Source organism: Enterococcus sp. DIV1368f (assembly GCF_051712245.1).
Lineage (GTDB): Bacteria > Bacillota > Bacilli > Lactobacillales > Enterococcaceae > Enterococcus > Enterococcus faecalis.
This window is the reverse complement of record NZ_JBIOON010000001.1, coordinates 2,245,662-2,267,703: the sequence shown is the minus strand read 5'-3', so window position 1 is coordinate 2,267,703 and position 22,042 is coordinate 2,245,662. Positions and strand designations below refer to the sequence as shown.

At 32.5% G+C, this 22,042-nt stretch carries 28 protein-coding genes and 3 pseudogenes; 22 read left to right on the top strand and 9 right to left on the bottom strand.

Annotation, left to right across the window (positions count from 1 at the left end; all coding sequences use genetic code 11):
• Positions 1 to 70 precede the first annotated feature (70 nt).
• A complete protein-coding gene (locus IGL07_RS11045; protein ID WP_010817603.1) occupies positions 71 to 718 on the top strand; it encodes a hypothetical protein in 648 nt (215 codons plus the stop codon).
• Position 719: 1 nt separating this feature from the next.
• Here IGL07_RS11045 and IGL07_RS11040 read toward each other — a convergent pair whose 3' ends face one another.
• The 3 genes from IGL07_RS11040 to IGL07_RS11030 form a co-directional block, all read right to left on the bottom strand.
• Positions 720 to 911 carry a hypothetical protein gene (locus IGL07_RS11040; RefSeq protein ID WP_181033788.1) on the bottom strand — a complete coding sequence of 64 codons (192 nt, stop codon included), beginning with the start codon at positions 909 to 911 and terminating at the stop codon, positions 720 to 722.
• An 89-nt stretch (positions 912 to 1,000) separates the two neighbouring features.
• A complete protein-coding gene (locus IGL07_RS11035; protein WP_010817601.1) occupies positions 1,001 to 1,468 on the bottom strand; it encodes a hypothetical protein in 468 nt (155 codons plus the stop codon).
• A 54-nt stretch (positions 1,469 to 1,522) separates the two neighbouring features.
• Positions 1,523 to 2,059, bottom strand: a complete 537-nt coding sequence (locus tag IGL07_RS11030) for a helix-turn-helix domain-containing protein (protein WP_258080278.1) — start codon at positions 2,057 to 2,059, stop codon at positions 1,523 to 1,525.
• A gap of 58 nt (positions 2,060 to 2,117) precedes the next feature.
• On the opposite strand from IGL07_RS11030, the gene IGL07_RS11025 reads away from it, so the two are divergent.
• Complete coding sequence (locus tag IGL07_RS11025; protein ID WP_010817599.1) at positions 2,118 to 2,297, top strand: hypothetical protein; 180 nt, start codon at positions 2,118 to 2,120, stop codon at positions 2,295 to 2,297.
• Between the two features lie 95 nt (positions 2,298 to 2,392).
• Positions 2,393 to 2,623 carry a hypothetical protein gene (locus tag IGL07_RS11020; protein WP_010817598.1) on the top strand — a complete coding sequence of 77 codons (231 nt, stop codon included), beginning with the start codon at positions 2,393 to 2,395 and terminating at the stop codon, positions 2,621 to 2,623.
• Between the two features lie 23 nt (positions 2,624 to 2,646).
• Here IGL07_RS11020 and IGL07_RS11015 read toward each other — a convergent pair whose 3' ends face one another.
• From IGL07_RS11015 to IGL07_RS11005, 3 genes are all read right to left on the bottom strand, one after another.
• Positions 2,647 to 3,021 carry a hypothetical protein gene (locus IGL07_RS11015; RefSeq protein ID WP_010817597.1) on the bottom strand — a complete coding sequence of 125 codons (375 nt, stop codon included), beginning with the start codon at positions 3,019 to 3,021 and terminating at the stop codon, positions 2,647 to 2,649.
• A gap of 236 nt (positions 3,022 to 3,257) precedes the next feature.
• Positions 3,258 to 3,740, bottom strand: a complete 483-nt coding sequence (locus IGL07_RS11010) for a DUF2321 domain-containing protein (RefSeq protein WP_010817596.1) — start codon at positions 3,738 to 3,740, stop codon at positions 3,258 to 3,260.
• 286 nt (positions 3,741 to 4,026) lie between these two features.
• Positions 4,027 to 4,650, bottom strand: a complete 624-nt coding sequence (locus tag IGL07_RS11005) for a hypothetical protein (protein ID WP_010817594.1) — start codon at positions 4,648 to 4,650, stop codon at positions 4,027 to 4,029.
• Positions 4,651 to 4,723: 73 nt separating this feature from the next.
• Here IGL07_RS11005 and IGL07_RS11000 point away from each other — a divergent pair, with 73 nt between their 5' ends.
• The 12 genes and pseudogenes from IGL07_RS11000 to IGL07_RS10945 form a co-directional block, all read left to right on the top strand.
• Positions 4,724 to 5,005 carry a hypothetical protein gene (locus IGL07_RS11000; protein ID WP_010817593.1) on the top strand — a complete coding sequence of 94 codons (282 nt, stop codon included), beginning with the start codon at positions 4,724 to 4,726 and terminating at the stop codon, positions 5,003 to 5,005.
• A 57-nt stretch (positions 5,006 to 5,062) separates the two neighbouring features.
• Entirely contained in the window at positions 5,063 to 5,224 is a 162-nt protein-coding gene (locus IGL07_RS10995) for a hypothetical protein (protein ID WP_010817592.1), read from the top strand.
• A 197-nt stretch (positions 5,225 to 5,421) separates the two neighbouring features.
• Complete coding sequence (locus tag IGL07_RS10990; protein ID WP_010784281.1) at positions 5,422 to 5,556, top strand: hypothetical protein; 135 nt, start codon at positions 5,422 to 5,424, stop codon at positions 5,554 to 5,556.
• Positions 5,549 to 5,779, top strand: a complete 231-nt coding sequence (locus IGL07_RS10985; RefSeq protein WP_010784282.1) for a hypothetical protein — start codon at positions 5,549 to 5,551, stop codon at positions 5,777 to 5,779. Before IGL07_RS10990 ends, IGL07_RS10985 begins: the two co-directional genes overlap by 8 nt.
• A gap of 106 nt (positions 5,780 to 5,885) precedes the next feature.
• Positions 5,886 to 6,320, top strand: a complete 435-nt coding sequence (locus IGL07_RS10980) for a hypothetical protein (RefSeq protein ID WP_010817590.1) — start codon at positions 5,886 to 5,888, stop codon at positions 6,318 to 6,320.
• A gap of 20 nt (positions 6,321 to 6,340) precedes the next feature.
• A complete protein-coding gene (locus IGL07_RS10975) occupies positions 6,341 to 7,081 on the top strand; it encodes a hypothetical protein (protein WP_438747400.1) in 741 nt (246 codons plus the stop codon).
• A 259-nt stretch (positions 7,082 to 7,340) separates the two neighbouring features.
• Positions 7,341 to 7,637, top strand: a complete 297-nt coding sequence (locus tag IGL07_RS10970; RefSeq protein ID WP_010817588.1) for a hypothetical protein — start codon at positions 7,341 to 7,343, stop codon at positions 7,635 to 7,637.
• A gap of 203 nt (positions 7,638 to 7,840) precedes the next feature.
• Positions 7,841 to 8,146 (top strand): hypothetical protein, encoded by a 306-nt coding sequence (locus IGL07_RS10965; RefSeq protein ID WP_010817587.1) that lies wholly within the window; start codon positions 7,841 to 7,843, stop codon positions 8,144 to 8,146.
• A gap of 1 nt (position 8,147) precedes the next feature.
• Positions 8,148 to 8,309, top strand: a complete 162-nt coding sequence (locus IGL07_RS10960; RefSeq protein ID WP_010817586.1) for a hypothetical protein — start codon at positions 8,148 to 8,150, stop codon at positions 8,307 to 8,309.
• 33 nt (positions 8,310 to 8,342) lie between these two features.
• A pseudogene (locus IGL07_RS10955) lies at positions 8,343 to 8,669 on the top strand (Holliday junction resolvase RecU); the annotation flags it as partial.
• A complete protein-coding gene (locus tag IGL07_RS10950) occupies positions 8,663 to 8,842 on the top strand; it encodes a hypothetical protein (RefSeq protein WP_010817584.1) in 180 nt (59 codons plus the stop codon). The pseudogene IGL07_RS10955 and the gene IGL07_RS10950, both read left to right, overlap by 7 nt.
• A gap of 73 nt (positions 8,843 to 8,915) precedes the next feature.
• Positions 8,916 to 9,048: pseudogene (locus tag IGL07_RS10945) on the top strand (1,4-beta-N-acetylmuramidase); the annotation flags it as partial.
• 44 nt (positions 9,049 to 9,092) lie between these two features.
• On the opposite strand, the gene IGL07_RS10940 reads toward IGL07_RS10945, so the two are convergent.
• A protein-coding gene (locus tag IGL07_RS10940; protein WP_104879641.1) for an IS3 family transposase occupies positions 9,093 to 10,237 on the bottom strand; the annotation gives its coding sequence in 2 pieces (ribosomal slippage) (positions 9,093 to 9,964 and positions 9,964 to 10,237; 1,146 coding nt in all).
• Between the two features lie 84 nt (positions 10,238 to 10,321).
• Here IGL07_RS10940 and IGL07_RS10935 point away from each other — a divergent pair.
• The 5 genes and pseudogenes from IGL07_RS10935 to IGL07_RS10915 all read left to right on the top strand — a co-directional run.
• Positions 10,322 to 11,111: pseudogene (locus IGL07_RS10935) on the top strand (LysM peptidoglycan-binding domain-containing protein); the annotation flags it as partial.
• 105 nt (positions 11,112 to 11,216) lie between these two features.
• Positions 11,217 to 11,951 (top strand): hypothetical protein, encoded by a 735-nt coding sequence (locus tag IGL07_RS10930; protein ID WP_010817580.1) that lies wholly within the window; start codon positions 11,217 to 11,219, stop codon positions 11,949 to 11,951.
• A gap of 344 nt (positions 11,952 to 12,295) precedes the next feature.
• Positions 12,296 to 13,504 (top strand): hypothetical protein, encoded by a 1,209-nt coding sequence (locus IGL07_RS10925; RefSeq protein ID WP_010817579.1) that lies wholly within the window; start codon positions 12,296 to 12,298, stop codon positions 13,502 to 13,504.
• A 36-nt stretch (positions 13,505 to 13,540) separates the two neighbouring features.
• Complete coding sequence (locus IGL07_RS10920; protein WP_010817578.1) at positions 13,541 to 13,936, top strand: hypothetical protein; 396 nt, start codon at positions 13,541 to 13,543, stop codon at positions 13,934 to 13,936.
• A gap of 104 nt (positions 13,937 to 14,040) precedes the next feature.
• A complete protein-coding gene (locus tag IGL07_RS10915; protein ID WP_010817577.1) occupies positions 14,041 to 14,343 on the top strand; it encodes a hypothetical protein in 303 nt (100 codons plus the stop codon).
• Between the two features lie 441 nt (positions 14,344 to 14,784).
• Here the strand turns inward: IGL07_RS10915 and IGL07_RS10910 are convergent, their stop codons facing one another.
• Both IGL07_RS10910 and IGL07_RS10905 read right to left on the bottom strand, forming a co-directional pair.
• Entirely contained in the window at positions 14,785 to 16,287 is a 1,503-nt protein-coding gene (locus tag IGL07_RS10910; protein WP_002374072.1) for a glucosyltransferase domain-containing protein, read from the bottom strand.
• 194 nt (positions 16,288 to 16,481) lie between these two features.
• On the bottom strand, positions 16,482 to 17,312 hold the full coding sequence (locus IGL07_RS10905; protein WP_002356429.1) for an AraC family transcriptional regulator: 831 nt from the start codon (positions 17,310 to 17,312) through the stop codon (positions 16,482 to 16,484).
• A 148-nt stretch (positions 17,313 to 17,460) separates the two neighbouring features.
• Between IGL07_RS10905 and IGL07_RS10900 the strand changes: the two genes are divergently transcribed.
• Together IGL07_RS10900 and ebgA are read left to right on the top strand one after the other, a co-directional pair.
• On the top strand, positions 17,461 to 18,960 hold the full coding sequence (locus IGL07_RS10900; protein WP_002376526.1) for an amino acid permease: 1,500 nt from the start codon (positions 17,461 to 17,463) through the stop codon (positions 18,958 to 18,960).
• Entirely contained in the window at positions 18,938 to 22,015 is a 3,078-nt protein-coding gene (gene ebgA, locus IGL07_RS10895; protein ID WP_010817576.1) for a beta-galactosidase subunit alpha, read from the top strand. The genes IGL07_RS10900 and ebgA overlap by 23 nt, the downstream gene beginning before the upstream one ends.
• Positions 22,016 to 22,042: the final 27 nt, after the last annotated feature.

The following is a 22,042-nucleotide window of genomic DNA, read 5'->3' as shown; positions in this document are numbered from 1 at the left end:
CCTAAGGCTAATCTTTATGTTATAATTGGATTAGGTAAAACTAATCCAATTTGAAGGGGTACGTAAATATATGTTAGAGCAAAAAGATATATTAGATATAATATTGAAATTAGTAGGAACATCAGTACCAGGATATGTTGCATATTTGACCTTATACAAATTAAACATGATTTCTATAAATCGTCAGCGTTCAGACGAAAATAAAGTAATATTGGCAATTTTGTCAGGAATTAATTGTTTCCTAGGTTTATCTATACTACAAACATTTGAAAGTAATCAAATCTTAGGGAATCCAATTATTGTTAGCATATTGATTTTAATCATATCTGTGTTGATATATCCCAAGGTGTTTCCTCTAACAAGTGAATATTATCAAAAGTATATAAATAAATTTAGAAGGAAACAAGAGTTTGGAGAGGTAAGACAGCTATCAAGATATAAACAAGTTTTTGATAAAAGTGGAAAACTACGTATAGCAATTTTTGATTTTAATGGAACCTGTATAATTAATGGTAGAGTTGCTTCAATGCCAGAAGATATTGAATTTGATTATTTTGACATAGTTTTTACATCAATTATAGAAAATCCTAGTGATTGGTCTGAAGCAGAAATAATTGATTTGTACAAAGAAAATGAAAAAAAAGGAGCAGGTACTTATTCAGTCTACATAGATATAGAGAAAAAGATTAAGATACATGTCTTTCATCAATTAGCTTAAGTTATTTTTTCTTAAATAAATCATCTCCTGTAGTTTCGTGAGTTTCAAATTTTAGCGAGTTTCTATATTCAGTGTTATTTGAATGTTTTAATATTTCATCGCTACTTGGATACTTTTTACTAGGTGCTGGTTCTCTGCGTGGGTGCGTACTTGATTTGTCATAATTTGGTTTTTTTGTTGTCATTTCAATCAATCCTCATTTCTGATATAATTAATTTGGTTTTTTTATGTCCTGATCGTTTACTAGCGATTGGGATTTTTTTGTGAGAAATAGTATTAAATTTAAAATTCTTTGATAAAAAGAGAAGATTCAGTAACAAAGTTAAATTGATAATTTTTGTAAGTAAAACTCACACCATTCTTTTCTTTAATATGTTGAATGGCTTTATAAACATATTCAGAAGTAAAACCTAGGAATTCAGCGCATTCCCAATAGTAAATATGCCCAAGTTTCCAAGATGCTATTAAATCATCAAGGCTAATAGCTAATTCTGAACCATAATTTCTAGCAAGTTTTTCTTGCTTTCTATTTTCTGTAACGTCTTGAGAGAGAATTATACCAGCACTAGTTTTATAGTGCCCGTATTCCTCATACAACCGTTCTTTTTTATCAATAGTACATAAATCTTTATCAATAAATATAGTACCTCTGTAGAAATAAGCCGTATCGTTAGTTTTAGATTTCAGGCTTATTTCTTTTATCGGTACTTCTTTATTAACTATATCAACTAACGCTTCATAATCATTCATAGGGGACACCTGCTTAAGTTATGTGTATTTCTTTGTATATATAAATACTATGTTTTATTCGTCAATAAATTGATCTAAATATTCCATGATACCTTTTATTTCTTCTTTGGAATAAACACGACCATCAATTTCAGAATGAGCGGCTAAATCAATAACTTCTTCTTTTTTTAGTAGATGAGTTATTTTATTAGCTGACTTGTTTTCTTGTTTAGCAAGTTTTTGTTCAGCGTAGTTATATACATCTTGTTGATTCTCTTCGGTAAGTTTAGTATAAATACTTATTATGTTTAAATTATCATTATTACTTGTTGCATGTTCAAATAAATATTGAGGAGTTACATTTAATGCTTTTGCATAGATGTTAATGTCAACTTCATCTAAAGAACGATTCATATTTTCATGATTAGAAATAGTATTTTGACTAAACCCAGTTAATTTACTTAAATCTTTTTGAGTAAGTCCTTTACTTTTTCTTATGTCACGTATGACATTTCCGAGTATGTTTTTCATTGTTTCACCACCTCTTGAGATAAATATATCACATTGAGATATTTTAGTAAATAATAAAATCTCTTTTTGAGATATTTCCACCTTGACTTATATCTCAAATTGAGATGTATTTGTTGTGACAAGAAGGGAGGATATAAAAATGTCAGTAAAACAAATAGATAAAAAAGCTTTAAAAGTACAATATTTACTACCAAAAACAAAGCTTAAAGAAGTAAGACGTTTGAAGAAAGTAACCACAGCCGAAATTGCAAAAGTTATCGGTGTATCTCGTGAACATTATGAAAAAAAAAGCTGGAAAGTATCCGTTTCAAGATTATGAAATGATTTTGATTTCTCAAGAATTAGGAGAAGAAGTATCAAAATTATTTTTTTAAATAGAAATATCTCAATTTGAGATATGTAGGTGGTGAGAAGATGGACAATGTAAAAGACAGAGTGAGAAAAGCCCAGTGGAAACTTATGGAAGTCACAAAGCAACTAGCTAAAGAATTACTAGATGATAGTGAAACTTATGAAGAAGCACGTAAAAAATTGAAAGATGTTCGTTGGAATCTAATTGGTTCTTATAGTGAGGAACTCATAGAAACAGTAGATGCAATAATTGAAAAACAGGCAATGAAAGAAAAAATTAGTGTCGGTCGTTAAACAGACACTAATTAAATAAGTTGTTACTTGTTAATAGAATTTGAGTAGTTTTTAAGCATTTCATCAACTATTTCATGTTCATCTTGGTAATTTTCAAACTCACCTACTAAATAAGATTTGTTTGAATCACCATTTTCAACTATTTCTTTCATTTCCTGAAAGGTTCTATCCCAGAAAGAAATAAGTGAAGTTAGTTCGTAGTGTTGTAGTTCAAACTTTATTTTAAGAAATAAATCCAATTTATCTCTTAAAGAATAAATTTCGGAAAGTCGGAAATCGATGATAGGTATATCAGAAATATCTGTAGTAGTCATTTCTTTATATAATAATTTAGTTTTTAAATATAAATCAGTTTCCAAATTTATCGTTTCATCTACAAAATACGGCTTATCTTCCATTAGTATTCACCTCACTTTCATAATAATTATATCAATAAATGAAGTGAGAAAGAAACATCAATTAGCTTAGAAAGGTGGTGAGTAGATGAAACGTAGAATTAAGAAAAAAGTAAAGAAGATGTTTTATAAAAACTTCTATTTTAAATATTTAAAAAGAAAACACGACTATACCAACTGTTATTGGTGTAATCGTGTAATTAAGAAAAATTCAAATTATTGTCAATGGTGTAGTAAGCCTAATTTGGAAAAATAGACTTTTTAACTGTTTCAGAAACAACGTCTACAAGTAAATTATAAAGAGAATCTTTCACTAACGATGAAGCTCTTGAAAATCCCTTTTTAAATTTAGCTTCAGCGACTTTTGTTTTAGGCGTATCAATTAGTAAATCTGGAAGTGCAGTTTTAATTAATTCTTTATCAGTTTCAGAAATTTCATCATCAAGAGCTAGTAATTCAGTTGCACCATCCAATATTAATTTTGTCCAAGGATATGGCTGAGCGCATTGTTTACAATAGTATGGTAATTCAGCAGTACGCTTAGTTAAGTCAAGTATACCGTCTACTTTGTAGTAACCTCCAATAGGGTAGTGACATTCTTGGCAAGTAGAAATTAATTTTTTACCGCATTTCTCACAAAATTCTTTTGGGTCTTCTGGAACGTTAGAAGTAACGCTAACTTGATGACCGTTGATACAAACTTTTTGAAATTGTTGTCCCATAGTATTCACCTCACTTTCAACTTGATTATACCAATAAATAAAGTGAGAAATAAACATTAATCAGCTTAGAAAGGTGGTGGGAAGATGACAAATAAAAACTCCTCCAAAGCTATTTGTGAGGAATTAGAGAAAATTACTAATGGTATGCTGAATAATTTTATTGAACAACAAGGAAAACCACCAGAAAAGATTGAGATTACTTTAAACGAGAGAAAAGCTTTTCAATTGCAAAAGTACAACCTTGAAGCAGAAATAGATATGTTTGTTAATCAATATAACTATTATCCTAATCAAATAGAGATTCTTCTGGAGGGACGTAGCCAGTCTTCAATTTGGATACGTAGGATTTACAAACAGTTAAAGGTACAGTTTTAAGACCTCTTGATGTACGTATATTAAGCTTGTTAGTTCCTACTAAAGACTGTTTGTAATGGAAAAATAGAATTCCTGCAGTAGATTCGTAGGGTGCTAAAGTTACGGGGAGGCTAATCATATGTTTTTCATTTAAGACATGAGTAATAGCTTCTTCGCCGTCAGTAGTAAATGCAATTACTCCATTTCCGAGTTCAGTTGTATTTGTTTGATAAGTTGTTGTATAAGAATTTCCGTATTCGGTGAATAATGTATAAGATTCTTCATTATTCAGTTGAAAATCTATAAGTGTAATTGGGCGTGAACTATTATTTGTAAGTACTACATTGGGGAATAATCTGTATTTTGTATGCCAATATTTATCAGGTGTATCATTACTACTTCTATCTACTAAGCATTCAAACAGGCATTCATCTAAAAGAATAACTTCAAGATTAAATTTTTGGCTAAATTCTCTTTTTAAAGAAAGATATAAAGCTACTGCTGAAATGAATAGTGATACTATGCTAAAAAAATTATTTTGTATAAATTCTAACATTTTAGATGTCTCGCTTTCAGTCTAATTAAACCAGTAAATGAAGCGAAAAATAAATATAGAAAGGAAGTTTTAAATGGAAGTAATGTTACCAATTCAATTACCTGATTCATTCAAAGATGAATTAAAAGAAGATATTAAAAATCTGGCTTTAAATGTTTTTAGTCAAACTGCTCAAGGTTTAGAAGATTTGCCACCTTATTCGAAAAAAGCAGAAGTGAAGAAAGTTCTTCATATTGGAGAAGATAAGCTCAACCAATGGATTTCAGAAGGTTTACACCTAGTTAAATTTTCAGCAAATGACCATAGAATTGATAAAGAAGAATTAAAAATGTTTTTAAACAGTAGAAAAATATAAGAACGCTCGCCAGCGTATGGAAAGAAAAAGTAATCATTTTGATTGGAGAAATATAGTATGAAAAAACATATTAAAACAGCTTTACCTGATTTTATTTTATTAGCATCGCTAGTTTATATTACAACCTTAAATGCAAAAACAGGAATTGTAATGGTCATTTCCTTGTTTATTTCAAGTTTAATTGCGGAGAGTGAAAAAAATGGATACAAAAACTTATAATGAAATATTTATAGAAAGTGATGAAAGATGTCTATGCCCTAGATGTGGCGTGAATTATATGGAACGTGAACTAGAAAAAAATGCTTTATCACGACATGAACCAAATGTTTACATTTGCTCTTTATGTGTGGGACAGATGAAGCGGTATTAGATATGTTTGGTGAGAAAGTGCCATCAGAGAAATGGAGTTGCAACGCATGGTAAAGAAAAAACATAAAGGCTATTTTAAACAGCCTACCCAAGTGTTAAAGGATATTGAGGTAAAGAAAGTAAATAAACTGTACAATTCTTTATTTTCTGAAATGAGAAAAAGAGGTAATAAACATGGTTAAAGTAAACACATTAAACGCAATTGCAAATATTGTTGTTGAAGATCCAGAAAATGGTATTTCAACAATTAGCGCCACAGAATTTTTCTTTAATGTCTGTGAAGGTGTTGTTTCTAACCTTCTTAGATTAGTGGAAGGTCGATTAGTAGAAGTTGGTGGGGTTAAATATTATATTGCCCCATATTTCGAGCATGATAAAGTAGCACAAGCTTATTTAGAAAGTTAGTTGATTATTATGGAAAAAGAGCAAATAAGAAGCTGTGCAGGGCAAACTACACAGCAAACGAAAAGTTAAGTTATTTAAATTATAGCATGAAAGGACTGTAAAGCAAGTGAAAAATATTAATTTGGATTTATCTACTATTGGCGAAGGCGCATTACAAGAGCGTTTTATAGCTTCAATGGAAAAAGTAATTGAAAACATTCTTGATTTAAACACAGAAGCAACAAAGAAACGTTCTGTAGTTATTCAGTTAGACTTTACACCAGATGAGTACCGAGAAGTAACCAATATTGAAATGCAAACTAAAGAAAAATTAGTACCACGTACCCAAGTATCTGCTCGAATGATTGTTAATAGAAGCTTTGAAACTGGTTATCCAGAAGCAAATGAACTTTTAAGTAATGTTAAGGGACAAACGTATATGGATTTCCAAAAAGGAGAATTAGCAACAGATACTGGGCAACCAGTGAGTGAGGTAGAAAAACAGGAAGCTACCGAAGCTCAAGAAGAAATGACTGTTATTGATTTTAGAAAAATTAATTAAACATAAAAAGGAGAATGAATATGTCAGAAGAAAATATTAAATCAGCGTTACAGTATGCAGTGGACTTAGCCGAAGGTCAAAATGTTATCTACGAACAAGAACACGGTAAGTCATTTTATGATGCAAGCAAAGCAAGCTTGAAAGAATTATATCCAATTCCGTACGCAAGTTCTTTAGAAGTTAATTCATTAACAGAACTAGTTGACTATTTAAAATCTGATGCAGATTTTACTTACAAACCAATAATTCTACATGTAGAATCACCAACACTAGTTAAAGTTTTAAGTCCACTGAACGAAGATAGAAAGCGTGAATGTTTAGTTTATGCCAAAGCTATTTTAGATGATTTCCCGTTTAGTCGTTTTATGGATTCAGAAAGCTTCATTATTAATATTATGTCGCTGTTTGATAGAACGGAAGATGTAGAGGCAATTAGAGCTTGCACTAGTTCTTTACGAATTGAAGGCGGAGCTGACATTAAAGACGATGGTACTTCTCAAGTTGTCGCTGTGAAGCAAGTTGCTACAGTCCAACAAGCGAAAGTACCAAGTCCTGCGATTTTAAGACCATACCGCACCTTTTTAGAGGTTGTACAGCCAGAAAGCCCATTTATTTTCCGTGTTAATGATCGTGCAGATTGTGCGTTATTCGATGCCGATGGCGGTTTATGGAAATACGAAGCTATGAACAATATCAAAGAGTATTTATCTGAAGCGTTACAAGAAGAAACTGAAAATGAACTAATTAAAATCATTGCTTAAATGAGTAATAAAAAAATAGCAATCCATTGCCCCAAAAAAAATCGGGCTCTAGTTTTGCTAAAAAATAAAAGACCCAAGTTTACCAAAGCAAACTCAAGTCTATAGTTATTTCGACAAGACAACTATAACATATTTTTGCTTCAGTAACAAGATTAAACGCTGAAATAACAAGCGTTTGACGTCCTTGTATAGGGTATTAACATTCACGGGAAACTAAAAAGTGTAAATATCAAAATAGAAATTAAGGAGATAGCAAAATATGTTTATTAGAGAAAAAGTCTTATCTTGTGGAGAATATGTAGAGGTATATTTAATTCCAAGAACTGTAGATGCAGAAAGAGCAGCTAGAGGAGTGAAGGCAAAAAAGAAAAAGTTATCACGTTCTGCACAAGATAAAGTGAACCATAAAAATTCAGCAAGAAGTATTACACAGTTAGCAAACGTCAATTTTAAGAATTATGGAGATTATTGGCTAACGTTAACTTATCAACCTAAATTTTTACCAGCAACTTTAAAAGAAGCAGAAAAAGAAATAAAAAATATTTGGAACGCTTGAGCTATCGTTATAGAAAAATAGATAAAGAATTGAAATACATTCTAGTAACAGAATACGAATTAGACGAAGAAGGCAACCAAGTTAAAAATTTCCATCATCATTTAATTTAAATGATGTTTTAGATTGCGAGGAAATAGAAGGGTGTTGGTCTAAAGGGCGGGGAAAAAAATAAAGAGAGAATTGGGAGGGCAAATTGTCGCCGTTTGCAATTTGATAATGATGGTATAGCAGGCATTGCTAATTATGTGATGAAACCAAGATTCGGTAAAAGAGATAAGAAAAAATGGTCAAGTTCACGTAATTTAAAAAGACCAACTTTAATTGCTAACGATTATAAATATACACCAAATCAAATAGAAAAAATGGCTTTATCAAACGATTACGGGGAAGAACACCTTGTACGTATTTATAAAAATTATGACATTGCAGAAGTTCAACCAATTTACTACGAAGATACGGGTCGGCATTTCTATTTGAGAATGTGGAAGAAAAAAAGAAAGGTGGAGTGATATGTATAGTAAGTCAGTTCAAAGCAAGATGAAAAACGAACAAGGAAAGAGGTTTGAAAAATTAATTCTCGCTGGTTGTGATTATTACAAGAAAAAGGGGATGGCGATTATTGAAAAAACTCCAGAGCCATTTTCCGTTAAACGTAAGATGCAGGGTGGGTAATTTGTCGGACAGTTCCACAAAAACCAAAAAGCCCAACCTGATTTCCAAGGAACATTAACAGGTGGTAGGTCAATTATTTTTGAAGCTAAGAGTACCTTAGAAGATAAAATTAAGCAATCAGTAGTGAGTGATGCACAATTTAATTATTTAAAATTACATGAAGAATTAGGTGCTTGCGCTGGTGTTTGTGTTCAAGTGAAAAAAACTTATGCTTTTATTCCGTTTGATATCTGGCGTGATATGAAAGAATTGTATGGACGTAAATACATGACTGAAAACGAAATAAAGAAATTTGAAGTAAATACATTTGGTTATATTGCTTTTCTTGATTATGTAACAGAGGAGCGATGGGAATGTTAACAGAAGATATTTTAAAAACCATTTTAGAAGCATACTTTGAAAAACATGAAATAATTTTTGAGGGTTCCTATCCAATTAATGAAAAAGGGCAACGTGTATTAATGATTCAAGCTTTTGGAAAGAAAGGGCGCTTTATGATGAAGATGGGAGATGATTTTAAATTATGGTGCTAGTCATTAAGTGGCAAATGGTTTTTAATTGAAAGTTATAGCGTAGAACAGGAGGCAAAGTAAAAAAGAGGACTTAGTAGAGTTCTCAAAAACTACAATGGATTATTTCTTGCCTAAGATTCAAACGCCTAAAAATTCCATCGTTGCATTAGATTTTGAACAATGCGCAAGCTCGAATAAAAAAAGCTGGATATACGCCGATGTATTATGGAACTGACCTAAGATTGTGAGACAGGAATAAAAAAGCATTTTCCTAGACTGCTGATTTCCGATAGTCTATCGGCGATTGGTAGTCTAGTTTTTGTTGAATTCGACTTTCATTATAATAAGTAATGTATTTTTTTACAATTTCTATTACAATAGATGTAGGTTCATTTGTGAGCCCATCTAAGTAGAACGTTTCAGACTTTAGTGAGGCATGAAACGATTCGATGCAGGCATTATCTGAAGGTGTCCCTTTGCGGGACATACTCATGGTAATGCCTTTTGTTTTTATTTGATTCTGGTAGTCAAAAGAAGTATAAACAGAGCCTTGATCACTATGCAATAGACAATCCGTTGTTTGGGGTAATTGATCAAGTGTATCCAGAATAAAAGCCGTATCTTGCTTATCACCGATGGTATAGGCGATAATTTCACTATTGTATAAATCCATAATTGAAGATAAATACAATTGCTTTTGACCAAAAGGCAGATAAGTAATATCTGTTACCAATTTCTTTAAAGGAGCATCTGAAGAAAATTGTCTATTCAGCTTGTTCTCGACAACCGTGTAAGGTTGTCCCACTTTACTGCGTTTCTTCATTTTCACACGACAATTCCAATGATATTTCTGCATAATCTTTTGTACGGTGTTTTTATTTACTTTGTATTCCTTGTTAATCAGCGCAGTAATTTTTCGATAGCCATATCGAAACTTGTGCTGGAAACAAAGACGACGAACAGCTTCTTCAAGAGGTGTTAACTTTCCCAAGTCTTTTCGATGAGTCCAACGATAATAAGTCGCTCGCGAAACGCCGAAAAGTTGACACAATGCAGTAATGGTTAATTTCCCTTTCACTCTTTTAACTAATTCTACAAATACTTCTGGCTCCACATCCTTTCCAATTCTTTGTACTTTTTTAGCACTTCAATGTGCATTTTTAAAAATTTATTTTCATTTTTAAGCTGTTGTTCCTTGGATTGATTTTCTGGCCCTTTTCCATACGAATATTGTTTTCCAACCGGTTGAACCAATCGATGATTCTCACCATTACGGTACCAACGCCACCATGTTTCAATTTGTGTTTTGTTTTTAATTCCTAATTCTTCCATGATCGTTTTTACAGGAATGTTCTCTTTTTTCATTTGTATAGCCATTTCTTTGATGTGAATCGGATAAGAAACTCGATTTCCCATTGAAAAAGCACCTCCTAGTTAAATTCATTTTAACGTGAATTCAACAAGAGGTGCTTTTTTATTTTGTCTCAGTTTATTGGGTCAGTTCATTATAGCCATAAACCTTTTACATTGAAATACGTGGAATCCATAAAGAATTTCCCAATTCTTTATGGATCGCTGGTTATCCTAGTTACGATGTAACACCAAATCCATTATATAGCTATTTCCCAAGCATGGATGGCATTGCTATTTGGCAATTCACATCCACTTACATTACTGGTGGACTAGATGGTAATGTGGATTTAACAGGAGTTACGGATAATGGTTATACAGATACTGATAAGCCAGCAACAGATACTCCAGCAACTAACGATAAGCCAAAATCAGAAATTAAAACAGGAGATACTGTTAAAGTGAAATTTAACGTTGATGCTTGGGTAACTGGTGAATTAGTTCCTCAATTGGTAAAAGGAAATAGTTACAAAGTCCAAGAAGTAACTGGAAGCAAAGTATTGCTGGAAGGTATCTTGTCATGGATTAGTAAAGGCGATATTGAGCTATTACCAGATGCGAATGCGGTTCCTGATAAACAATCAGAAACAATACATGTGGTACAATGTGGAGAAACTCTATCTTCAATCGCTACAAAATATGGAACAACCTATCAAGCATTAGCATCATTAAATGGCTTGAGTGATACTAACATGATTTATGTTGGGCAAGTCTTAAAAGTGAGCGGAACAACAAGTACTACTAGAACATCACAGTTCAATCAGGAGATAATTTATCATCAATCGCATCTAAACTAGGTACAACGTATCAAGTATTAGCACAGAAAAATGGACTATCAAATCCTAATTTGATTTATCCTGGGCAAGTGCTATCATACTAAAAATATCCCCTCAAATTTTGAGGGGAAGTACATAAAATGTATAGCTTATTCAATTAGGATATGTGATAATTGTATTATATAAAATAATTAGAAAGGGATTTGAAAATGGATAAAAAATGGGTAAATGAGCATCCAATAAAATTCTTGTTATGTATGTTTACTCCAATCGGAATTATTACTTTATCGGGTAAAGAATGGCAAATTGTAGCAATATTTTTAGTAGCCACAATAATATATTTTGTTTTAAACGGTTTAGGAGATTTTGATGTTTTTAAAATTACCAAAGAAGGTATTGAATTAAAAAGAACAATTAATAAAGCAAAAGATACGTTAGAAGAAATTTCAAAACAATCTATTACAATTTTAAAAATGAATTTAAGGCAATCATTAAAATTAGGCTATTTGAATGGATTGTATGCAATTATAGATTATAAATTTTTTAAAAAATACTATGTAGAGGTAGAAGGAACTGATAAGGAATTAGATAATTTATTTTTAGAATTGAAACAGAATGTACTACATCTAATTAGTTATAATATTATACATTCTATTAACAACGTATATGATTATTTGAAAACATTGAACGATAATTATACTCAAATCTTAATAGAGTTAGAAACAATAAAAAGTAAAATGAACAATGACAATATTCCGTTATGGGAATTAAAAGATAAAAATGAGTATTTTTATGAATTTGATTTTTTAAGAGAAACTCTAAATAAGGAAGCCGAAATTTTTGAAGTCCTTAAACAGGAGGGTATTTTTGAATCAGAAGAAACCAAGCAAATTTATAAATATTTTAATGAGTTGTTAAAAGAATTCGAAGATTTATTGGATTAATAATATTTCATCAGAAAAGAACCTTAACTAATTATTCTTTGGCTGAGTTTTTTTGTACCGCAAGCATTTTTCGATACATCATGTATTAATCTTTGACCACAAAATACAGAACTCTACAGAATCATATATAAATGTAGACTATCACATATTATTCAATATGCGTAATTTCTCAAATGAAGTGCACCACTTAAAGTTAGATTTTTAGTTTAGAGGGTGTACTTCATTGAAGATTAATACATAAAAATAAAAATTTTTCTTTTCTCTATTAAAGTACTGAATAATCTGGTAAAATTTATGTAGATTTTAGGTTAATACATAAATATATTTTTTGCGGAGGAAGAAGATTGGAAGAAAAAATAGATGAGGTAGAAGTAATAGAAAATATAGAACATAAGAATACTTTTGCAGACATTTTGACTTTTTATGATTTACAAAAATTGCCATCTGATATTCTGAAAGAAGTTGCAGAAAATTTAGGTTATGAGCCTAGTAACCATAAAAAAGTAGCTTTATCTGAATTAATTTGGGAACAAATTAGTTCAGATAAAGCTACCAAACAAAATGCTTTTTCTGATTTTGAACTGTCTTTATTTTCCAATAAAGTTACATTTACTTGGTATAAAGCAGTAACTTTAAAAGGATTAATGGATTTGATCGTTAAAGATAAAGGGGCAGTGGTTTTGGATGGAATATTTAATATAGATGAAGAAACTATTACAACCGTACCTCAATTAATAGCTATTGCTCCATGTCCAAGTGAAATGTTTGGTAGTAATTGCTTCCTAGCACGTTACTTATATCAAGATGGTTTTTACTATGTACCTACTGCAAGCGGAAATCAAAGATTTAAAAAAATTAAGTCTTTAACAGCATTCGTAGATGAAGAAAATGGTATTATTGAAGTTAGAGCCAAAGGAAAGCTTATTAAAAGAGTTGTGGAAAATTTAGTTAGCTTTTTTGGTGACAGACCAGATGCCTATGAGTATTCCATTTTAGCAAACCATGAAGATAACACTGAAAATTTAGCAAAAGCTTTAGATGGATATCTTATTGAATCTGTCGGAGAGCCAACACTTTCATTGGAAAATTTATCTGATGAACAATTAGAGGCTATAAAATCGGTGTTAAATGTTATTGACGAAGGTCTAAGTAAGGAAGATGTTGAACCAGATTATAGCTTGACCATTGATGCTGCGAGAGAGGTTTTATTCGATACTCAAGACCCAGTGCCATTCTTGGCTTTAGTTTTAGCCGGATTAGATAAAGTAAGTTTAAGTACTCTATATCAATCGTTAATTAGTTCGCCATTGTACTCTTCTTTATCACCTTATTTGACAAATCAAGGCGGATATGTTAAATTTCATTCTTCATTTAATGGTATTAAAACAGAAAATACGATACAAGTTGCTCGACGTAGCAATTCTGTATATTTACCTGGTAATTCTAATGAAATAACTATAAAAAAAATTAGAGATACTATTTTTCAGCAAAAAAACAAAACTGTTAATGCTACAGAAGTAGATAAACTAGTGGAGGTTTCAGTAGCTGAATAAAATAGATAAACTCAAGGTAAAAGGGAGGAATGTGAAATGTCAATTAGCCATAGAACAATGCGTAACAAGGTAGATGGTTTTATTGATTATGTTTCTAAAAGGAATGTGAGTCATTTTTATTTAGAAACAATTTCAACCTACACAAAATTACCGATTGTAGTTTTTGCTGACTATGTTTTCCAATTAGTAGAGTGGGAAGAACTAATTGTTAAATATGAATTAAGATGCCCTGAGTATGAATGTAGTGGGCGTACAGTATATGATGTTTACGAGGAAATCCCTTTTAATGAATATATTGAAGATTATCGTGGGCATGAAGTTTTTGTTGAAAAAGATATCATTGTTCCTTTTTTTGAAATTCCAAGACATTTAAAAAAAACAGGAGGAAATCACCAAAAAAAGTTCTTAGTATCTTCTCCAATGGTGAAATAGAGACCAAGCGAGAGGATATTGAAAACGTTGAAGGAAATTTGACACTAAAGGATCTTGAAACTTTTAAATTTCAAAATCTTAATATTATATTTGGAGGTATAACTGTGAGCAAAATCTATCAAGATATAACAAATTCTGGTAATTTTATTAATTCTAATGGTGACGGAAACAATGTTACACTAAGTGTTGAGGATAACTCTATTTATAAATTAGCAGTTAAGGAAATTATAGAGAATGTCCAAGGAACCGATCAAGAGGATGCAAAAGATGTTATAGAGTCAATAGAAGATGCAATGAATAAAGAGAAACCTAGATTGGCGCAGCGTTTACATAACAGCTTACCAGATGTTGCGAAAACTTTGCCTGCTATAGTCCAAATTGGGCAAGCGATTGCTAATTTGTTATAATATACGATACTTATAAAAAATCTCAATTATTTTTGATTGAGTTTTTTTGCTCTTCAAGTAATTTTATGTATAATAATCTATATCTTCAACGGGGTCTATTTTGTCAAACCCTTATGCTCATTAATCGTTCCTATATAGTAAGAGGTTAGATTTGCACATTTCTTTCTATACGCTGGCGAACGGTTGACTAAACTTTGACTACAAAATATAGAAAAACACAGCACTCTACAGAATCATATAATAGTAGAAACACGTTTTTCTTGAGGTTAGAACTTGCTAGGGTATGATAGAACTTTCCTTTTTTATTACAGTAAAATAATTCATTCAACTTTTGAATGTTCGAGAACCCTTGTGTGGCAAGGGTTCTTTTTTTATAGCAAACGGTAGTTGTCTTTTGCTAAAACAACTACCGCTAGTAAAATATCTATAAAATTTAATTGTCTACTTTGACAAATTAACAACAATACAATCATCTACCACTCGGATAGAATCTTTGCTAGGCCAGACATTCATTTCTGCTTGTAAAGCTTTGTGTTTTTCAAAATCTTCTGGTGTAGGATCATTAAAATTTAATCCAAATGTTTTCATATAGAGTAAAGTATTTAAACTAGTATGCACCGAGTTAGGCATGAATTCAAATAATGAGACACCATTTGTTTCACCTTTTATATTTGAAACATTCCGAGGAGAACGATTTCCATACATTAAAAGTTTATAGGATTCTGGATTCTCAATTTCCATTGAATAAATATTATTTGTAATCATTTCCGCAGTACGTAAATCTTCTTCCGCTGTTAGATACTCAGAATATTCTAGGTTGGTTGTTTCCCGAACTTGAATAAAAGTAAAGAGAATTACTATGCCAATTAATAAATGTTTAAGCACAAAGTTGTATCCCCAGTAAATCATAATAAAGATAAGTAATAATGCTAAAACAGCAGGGAAGTTAGGCACTTCACCTCTAATTGCCGGACGTTTTCCACCTAAAATTGTAAACATGAGTGGAGTGATTACAATACCTAACAAGGTAATAAAGATGAAGAAAACATTTTTTCGTTTCAGATAGGACATATTAATTAATACAATGACCAGTAAAAGAACACATATCAAAAACAGCGGTGTAAAAAAAGTGTCTCCGACTGGAGGGAAGAATAGTTCTTTGGCGTAATCTTTAATATCATTGATAGAATCTATCAAGGGACGTTTACCCCAAAGAATCATATTATCTAGATAGGAGCTTTCAACGTTTAAAACTTTTTTCGCTAACACCGTCATTAGTTGAGATAGAACGAGAGATGAAATAGCTAGTAGAATAAAATGACCAATTTTGAAGGCATAGTCTTTAAAAGAAATTTTAAGGTCATTCAACTGAGCAAAATACAATGTCATTAAAATCTTGAACAAAATTAAGGTACACGCAAATACAAAGAATGATTGGTACATAGTAAGTGTAAATGTCAGCAACAAAAAGCCGAATAATTTAAAAATTTTATTGGGAATATGGTAAATAGCAATGAGAGAAAGTATAACCAAACAGATACCTAATGAAAATTCAAAATTTTGTAGGACGAAGTAAAATTGTTCGCTAAATAATTGACTGGTTGGAAAAATACTTGGGATAATATATAAATACTTTTTGTTATAAATCTGCTTAGTTGAAAGATCAACATAATAGCACAACAAGATAGTGGCGATAGCAAAGAAAATAATAGCTAACAAATTTAAAAAATAAACATTTACATAGTTGTATGTTAAAAGCTTTAAAGCTACTAATCCTGGTCTACCAATCGAAACCCAATGTTTTAAGTAGCCTCTGTAGTTAGTCATTAAGTGCATAGTATCAATAGCGTAAGTATTGTTAAATAGTTTAATACCATAAGTAGCAAAGACAATTAAAAAGCTGTAGATGGCTAAACCTTTGTTTTCTTTAATAAAATGTTTCATTTTTCTCTCCAATATTGTTTATTTGCTAAAACTTGTAAATTATTTATTGATTTTGATTAGTCTATATATCACACTCCCACCTATAATAAAACCCTAATTAATTATAAAATAGATAAGTTATAAGAACTACCTAAATTTGAAAATTATCAAATAAATCGTTTTTTACTTTAACTACAGATAAGTAACAATTTATTTTAAGTCAAAAACTGTTGACGATATTGTCGAGGTGTCATCTCTTTTTTCTGGAAGAAAAATTTTGAAAAATAAGAAGGTGAAGAAAAACCTGCTTCAAAACTGATTTCCGTGATGGTTAAGGAACTTTTTCTTAACAGAGAACAGGCTTTTTGCAATTTTAAGTTTTGTACATAAATACTAGGATTTGTTTGTTCATAACGCTGAAATAGCTTAAATAAATAGCTACGATCAATGTTATACTCAGAAGCTAATTGACTAATTGAAAGATTGTTTGAAAAATTTTCGTGAATAGCCATTTTAATTTGGTTAAATAATTGTTGGCTTTGGTTTTCGTGCTGTGTAACGGAATGATGCTCTAGATAATTCAACAATTGAAAGCTTTCACTTAAACTGCCAAAATGATTATGTTTCTTCGCTTCTTGGTAAATATTTTTAAATAAACTTTCTAATTTCTTATCAACAGTTCCTTTTAAAATACAATTTTCGGTAGTCAGGCCTATTTTTTCTAAATACTGAGACGAAAGATCTCCAACAAAACCGACCCAATGATAGGTCCAAGGATTTTGCCGATTAGGATAATAAATATTGCGACAATTGGCTGGAATCATAAACAAATCGCCAGCGGTAATGTGTTGTTTTTCCATAAAGGGTGTTGAAAAATAGCCTTCACCATCGCTACAATAATGCAAAACCCAATAATTAATGGGAGCAAACTCAGTTGGTTTTGTCGGACGGCATTTTTCATAGCCAGCTTCATAAAGATGAAATTCTTGGCTAATAGGTTGATCATTAATCAGGATGCTGACATTATTTGTAAAAACATTTTGCATGCTATCACCTCTTTATAAGAGTATGTAAAGGCTTTCTAAAAGTCAACATCTTTACAAGAAATAGGCAACATTTTTTATTTTCAAAAAACTGTAAGCGTTTTACAATGTGTGAGTACTAATTAATTTGATAAAGAGAGGATGTAGTAAAATGGCAACACATTCACGGGAACGATTAGGTTCTGTCGCATTGATGCTCATGACTTTTTCAGCGGTTTTTGCCTTTCCCAGCATTGTTAACAACAGTATTCAGATTGGCCTAGCAACTATTCCAGGCTATTTATTCGGCTCTATTTTTTACTTTTTACCATTTATTCTAATGATTGCAGAATTTGCTTCTGCTAATTCTGAAAATGAATCAGGTGTTCACAGTTGGTTGGAATCTGTGTTAGGACCTAAATGGGCATTTTTAGGCGCTTGGTCATATTTCTTTGTCAACTTGTTTTTCTTCTGTTCATTACTACCGAATACATTGATTTATGGTTCATACGCTTTTTTAGGTCAAAACGTTTTTCAAGGAAACCATAGTACTAAAATAATTGCAGTGATTTCTATTCTGTTATTTTGGTTAATGACATGGGTTTGTATTAAAGGGGTTTCGTGGATTTCGAAAGTGACTAGCTTAGCGGGTGGTGCTCGTTTATTTATGGGCGTAGCTTTTGTGGTTTTAGCCTTTGTCGTCGTGTTTGGTTTTGGCAATGAGCCAGCACAAGAGTTTACCACGACGTCAATTATGCCAACTTTTAATTGGACTTTTTTCATGACGATGGCGTGGATTTTACAAGCTGTTGGCGGTGGTGAAAGTATCGGCGTATACATTAAGGATGTTAAAGGCGGCAATAAAACGTTTGTCCGCACGATGATTGGTGCGACGATTGCGGTCGGCATCATGTATATTCTTGGTGCCGTTGCTGTAGGTTTGGTAGTGCCAACGGACGTCTTAAAAGGAAATTTTTCAAATGGTATTTTTGATATCTTTAAAATTTTAGGTACGTATTTCCATATTCCCGCAGCAATGATGGTGCGCTTAGTAGGAATTATCTTATTTGTCGGAAGTCTTGGTTCTTTGGCTCTGTGGACGGCAGCACCAGTTAAAGTATTTTTCTCAGAAATTCCTGATGGGGTCTTCGGTAAGTGGCTAGTGAAAACGAACGAAGAGGGAAATCCAACCAATGCTTTGTTAGTTCAAGGAATTATTGTGACGATTTTAGTTGCCATTCCAGCACTAGGAATTGGAAATATGGATAGCTTTTTAGAAACGTTAATTAATATGACAGCTTCTACGTCATTAGTGCCTGTCTTGTTCTTGTTAATCGCCTATATTGGGCTTCGTTGGAAAAAAGAAACAATGCCGAGAAGTTTCCGCTTTGGTAATCGAACCTTTGGCTTAATTGCGGGAATTTTCTTATTAGCCATTTTTATCTTTGTATTCTTTATGTCAACTGTGCCGGATCCAAAATTAATCATGGAAGAAATCAATGGCACGTTACCGAAAGGAACCGCTAGTCCACTGGGCATGTTGGCGTATAACATCATTGGTTTAATTGTTTTTATGGGCTTTGCTTGGATTTGCTGGAAACGGTATGAAACAAAAGAAAAAAATGAAGTTGGTAAAGGAGAAATAGATTATGAAGACTTGGGAAAATTATAAAGTAGATAGTATTAATCGGTTGCCTGGACGAGCACACTTTTCGAGCTTTCCCTCGAAAGAAACAGCGTTACTAAATGAAAATAAATATACACAAGCATACAAAAATTTAAACGGACGCTGGCATTTTCTCTTTTTAGAAGCGCCAGAATACAGCCCAGAAAACTTTTTTGCGACGGACTTTGATACAAGCCAAATGGATCAAATCACTGTTCCTGGAAATTGGCAAGTCCAAGGATATGGCAAAATGCATTACTCTGATTTATGGTACAATTTTCCCATTAATCCGCCGTATGTACCAACAGAAAACCCAACAGGTATTTACAAACGGACATTTGCTATAGATGAAACATTTCACGATAAAAAAATCATTTTACGTTTTTGTGGCGTAGATTCAGCTTATCATGTTTGGGTGAACGGCCATGAAGTTGGCTACAGTAAAGGTGCACGAAATGAAGCAGAATTTGACATTACGCCTTACGCTAAAATTGGTGAAACAAATGATTTAACGGTGCGAGTCTATCAATGGTCAGATGGTACGTATTTAGAGGATCAAGATATGTGGTGGTTAAGTGGTATTTTTCGTGATGTTGAATTACTCGGTGTACCAGAAAATGGGCTGGAAGATTTCTTTATTATTTCCGATTTAGATGATTCGTATCAAAATGGCCACTTGGCAATTACGGGTAAATTTTGGCAAGACAAAGGACAACAAGTTCAATTGGAGTTGATGGATCAGCAGGGAAAAACGGTTCTTAAAGAGACTGTCGCAGGAAATCAAGGTAAGGTTGAATTTTCAGCAAGTTTACCGTCTGTCACTGCTTGGTCAGCTGAAAAACCATACTTGTATCAACTATTTATCACTGTTTTTTCTGAAGGGGAAGTCGTCGAAGTTATTCCGCAAAAAGTTGGTTTCAGAAATATTCATGTATCTGGTGAGACTTTCTTAGTCAACGGTGTGGCCATTAAACTAAAAGGAATGAATCGTCATGATTATAATCCGAAAAATGGTCGAGTGGTTAGTCGTGAAGAAATTGAAAAAGATATTCGTTTAATGAAACAATTTAATATTAATGCCATTCGAACCAGTCATTATCCAGCATCTGCTTATTTCTATGATTTATGCGATGAATATGGAATGTATGTGATTGATGAAACTGATTTGGAATGTCACGGCTTTGAATTAACCGGAGAATATGATTGGATTAGCAACGATCCAGAATGGGAAACGGCTTATGTTTCTCGGATGGTACGGATGATTCAACGGGATAAAAACCATCCATCAATTCTCTTTTGGTCGTTAGGAAATGAATCTGCGTTTGGTCATAACTTTATTGAAATGGCCCGTATTGCCAAAGAAATGGATCCAACACGTTTGGTTCATTATGAAGGTGATTTTGAGGCAGAGGTCACGGATGTCTATTCTACAATGTATACGTGGTTGGAACACCCAACTAGAGAATTACTGATGAATACGATTATTGAAAATTCAAAAAAACCGCATATTTTATGTGAATATTGTCATGCGATGGGGAATGGCCCTGGGAATTTAAAAGAATACCAAGAGCTATTTTATGCTCATGATAAATTACAAGGTGGCTTTATTTGGGAATGGTTTGACCATGGCATTGAATCTGTAACAGATAACGGTGAAGTTTATTATCGTTATGGCGGCGATTTCGGCGATGATCCAAGTAACAAAGATTTTTGTATTGACGGGATGTTGATGCCTGACCGTACGCCATCTCCTAGCTTGTATGAATACAAAAAAGTCATTGAACCCATTACAACTAGCGCTATTGACGTTCTGTCAGGTGAATTCTCATTATTGAGTCGGTTTGACTTTGAAAACTTGGCTATCTTTAAGCTGGTTTATACAATTACTGAAGATCAAACAGTGATTCAATCAGGGACAGTAGCAGTGCCAGCAATTGCTGCTAGAGCAGAAGGAAGACTGCACTTACCTTATCATTTAGATTTTCCTAAAAAGGCAGGAGCCGCCTATTATTTAACTCTTTCATATCAATTGAAAGAAACGACCGCCTATGCATCTGCTGGTCATGAATTAGCTACCGCACAGTTTGAATTGCCAATTGCAACACCAGGGATTGAGATCACACCAGTTGGCTCGCTGATGGCAAAGGAGATTGGCCCTCATTTATACATTGAAGGACCAAACTTTTCAATTAATTTTGATAAAGTAAAGGGCGCCTTAACGAATGTGACACGAGATGGTAAAAAATTATTGCATAAAGGGCCGAGATTTACATTTTGGCGGGCACCAATCAGTAATGATATGGAAATTATTGATGAAATGAAGAAGAAATATTTCTTACATTTAGAGCATGAAATTGTCCGTTCTTTTGAGTGGAAAAAAGTTGATGATTTTATCCAAGTCATCGTAAAAACAATTAACGGAACGACTAACAGTGCTTGGCATTATCAATGTACCTATCAGTATTTAATTGCACCAAATGGCGAAATTTTCTTCGATTTAAAAGGTAGTCCTGCTGGTAAAATTGAAAATGCGCCAGATATGTTACCACGTTTGGGTGTGACTCTCCATTTAGACAAGTCTCTATCAGAAGTAAAATATTTCGGTAAAGGGCCGAGAGAAAACTATGTAGATTCACAAGAAGCTGGTTTACTTGGCGTTTATGATGCTACAGTGGCGGAAATGTTCACTAATTATGTTGTTCCACAAGCCAATGGTAACCACATGGCGACTAAATGGTCCGCATTCACGGATGATCGCGGCCAAGGGGTAGTAGCAACAGCGGCTGATTCATATAATTTTAGTGTTTCTTATTTTGAAGAACAAGCGCTAGATGTTGCTAAGCATACCAATGAATTACAAGAAAGTGAGTATGTTGTTTTAAATATCGATTACAAACAAAATGCCCTAGGTAGCTACTCTTGTGGTCAGTGGCAATTAGAAAAATACCGGACTACGTTTGAAGAATTCCAATTGGCATTCCGCTTAACACCTTTTAATAATAAAGAGATTCAAGCAGCGGATGTCGCACATGAACGAGTAAAACGACCAACAATTTCTTAAATAAAAGCTCAGAACAGTGCACTTCGG